Origin of the sequence: Methanospirillum sp. (genome assembly GCF_035560735.1) — an archaeon.
GTDB lineage: Archaea > Halobacteriota > Methanomicrobia > Methanomicrobiales > Methanospirillaceae > Methanospirillum.
This window is the reverse complement of the sequence record NZ_DATMYY010000382.1, coordinates 1-2,287: the sequence shown is the minus strand read 5'-3', so window position 1 is coordinate 2,287 and position 2,287 is coordinate 1. Positions and strand designations below refer to the sequence as shown.

General features: G+C 40.9%; 3 protein-coding genes. All 3 read right to left on the bottom strand.

Features of this window, described 5'->3' with window-relative positions; translation table 11 throughout:
* Positions 1-660 (bottom strand): amino acid ABC transporter permease (locus tag VN429_RS11285; protein WP_325633365.1); only part of this gene is annotated, 660 nt, incomplete at its 3' end.
* Complete coding sequence (locus tag VN429_RS11280) at positions 642-1,364, bottom strand: ABC transporter substrate-binding protein (protein ID WP_325633363.1); 723 nt, start codon at positions 1,362-1,364, stop codon at positions 642-644. The genes VN429_RS11280 and VN429_RS11285, both read right to left, overlap by 19 nt.
* Positions 1,365-1,599: 235 nt before the next feature.
* Positions 1,600-2,151, bottom strand: coding sequence for a CD3072 family TudS-related putative desulfidase (locus VN429_RS11275; RefSeq protein WP_325633361.1), 552 nt, complete (start codon positions 2,149-2,151; stop codon positions 1,600-1,602).
* Between the last annotated feature and the right edge of the window lie 136 nt (positions 2,152-2,287).

The following is a 2,287-nucleotide window of genomic DNA, read 5'->3' as shown; positions in this document are numbered from 1 at the left end:
TTTCTCCAGATATCTTGATATCAGAGTTATCGAGAAGGTCATTACGAAATAAAATATCCCCAGCGTTAAATATATCTCAAACGGCCGTGATGTTCGTGAGTAGATCAGGTTTCCAACCCTTGTCAATTCAGTTATTGAAATGACAGATACCAGAGAGCTATCTTTTAGAAGCGACGAGAATGAGTTCATCATCGGAGGTATGGCAACCCTGATAGCCTGAGGAAAGACAATGTACCGAATCGTTTGAAAACGAGAAAAACCTAATGAATAGGCTGCCTCCTCCTGACCCCTGGGAATAGATATCATCGCTGCACGGATTGTCTCAGACATATATGCAGCACTGTTTAATGCAAGCCCGATAACACCTGCAGTAAAGGCATTTAAGATAATACCAACCGAAGGAAGCCCATAGTAAATAAAAAATAACTGCACAAGCAGAGGGGTTCCCCTGAATATCTCAATATATACTCCCAGAATCGTGGATATTACACTCTGCTGGTAATACCTGCGAATCATACCTACGCTGATTGCAATCAGTAAGGCAACGAAAAATGCTGCAAAGGTAATTGTAATCGTGGTAAACGTGGCACTAAAAAGAATCGGAAGATTCCTTCCGATGATCTCGGACTGAAAGTCCATCGTTATGAAAGATTCAACCACGAATCAACGATCTTCTGATAAGTTCCGTTCTGCTTGATTGTACCAAGGGCTTGATTCAACTCTTTAAGCAATGAATCCGATTTTTTGGATGTAACCATAACCAGTTCGGAAGGCTCACCAACAGGAGTGTTTATAACCTTCAAACCTTCCCGGTTCTTTGCTTCAGTCACTGCGTAGGCATACCCTACAACGACCGCATCGATTCGCTTATTAACAAGATCGATAAATGCATCATTATTGTAGTCATACCGCTTGACTTCTTTAAGCCCGGTCAGTTTATCTACCTGCTGCTCAGCTCCTGTTGAGGACTGGACACCAACCACTTTCCCGGCCAAATCTGCAGGAGATTTAATAGAGTCGTCATCAGACCTGACAGCAATGATCTCGCTCAGGTTGTAATATGGATCGCTCATCCCCACATTTCCAGCTGATGCTTCCTGTTTGGACATGGCGGTAATGAGGACATCATAGTCGCCTTTATCAAGTCCTCCCAAAAGTGCCTGCCACTGGGCATCAACAATCGTAACATTGAGCCCCATCTCTTTTCCAATAGCCTTGGCAAGATCAACATCGAACCCCTCAACAACTCCAGTTTTATCATTAACAGATTCAAACGGAGGGTATTGCGCACAAAGACCAACGACAAGTTTTCCGTTCTCTTTCAAATCTTTCTGTGATTGACTTGAGGTTTCCTGTGCAAACACACTCCCGATACACATTACAATGCAGAGAGTAACTATCAAACAACGAAGAAAATTCATCAATATTCATTCCTTCTATCCGGTTTCCAGTTTCATAGACAGGATTCTGGAGAACCTACCGGAAAGATAATACACGTCTAAAGGATGAATATTTGAATGAAGACTCTGAAAAAAATTAGGCAATATTCAAATGATAATCATCCAGTTTCCAGACAAATGAACCCATTAAAGAGGATATTCATAACATAAATGAATGGATCGGGTCAGTTAGTTCTGAACTTTCTTCATCAATGGCATAAAATGGAATAGATATTCCTGTTTCAAGTATGAGCGAATGAAATTCTTCGATAAATATTCCCTGGCCATCCCGATAACAGAGAGAATTTGTTATTGTGTTCAGATTGTTGATACATGTGATCTCTCCCTTGTAACGATCAGAGCAGCATGTTTTGTGAACACCACAACTCGGGCTCTTGTCAACTCCTATCACACCGGCAATTTCGTATTCATTTTTCTGATAATCTTGAATCTGATCAACAATTGGTGAGAGAATTTTTCTGCAGTAACGGCGGTATGCAGGAATGTCCATCTGTTCAAAGACATTACCCCATCTTCTAATTCCATAATACCCCATTTCAGGGCATGGCAACTGGATAATTCCATATCCTTTCTGAATGAGTGAAGAGATGATCTCATCATGCACTCCTTGATATCTAGCAAGCCCATCCACCTTCGCATTTACATTCAGAAGACAATGAGCAACGAGTATGATCTTTTTTGCCCGATTCATGTATACCCATGGATTTCCGTTTTCTGAAGTTTATAGAATAGCACTGATTTTCCCTAGTGGAGTTACTCTTTACATCAGAAAATATTGAGATTTTTCGGCTTTTAGACGAGTAAGATTATCATATAGTGCCCATCCA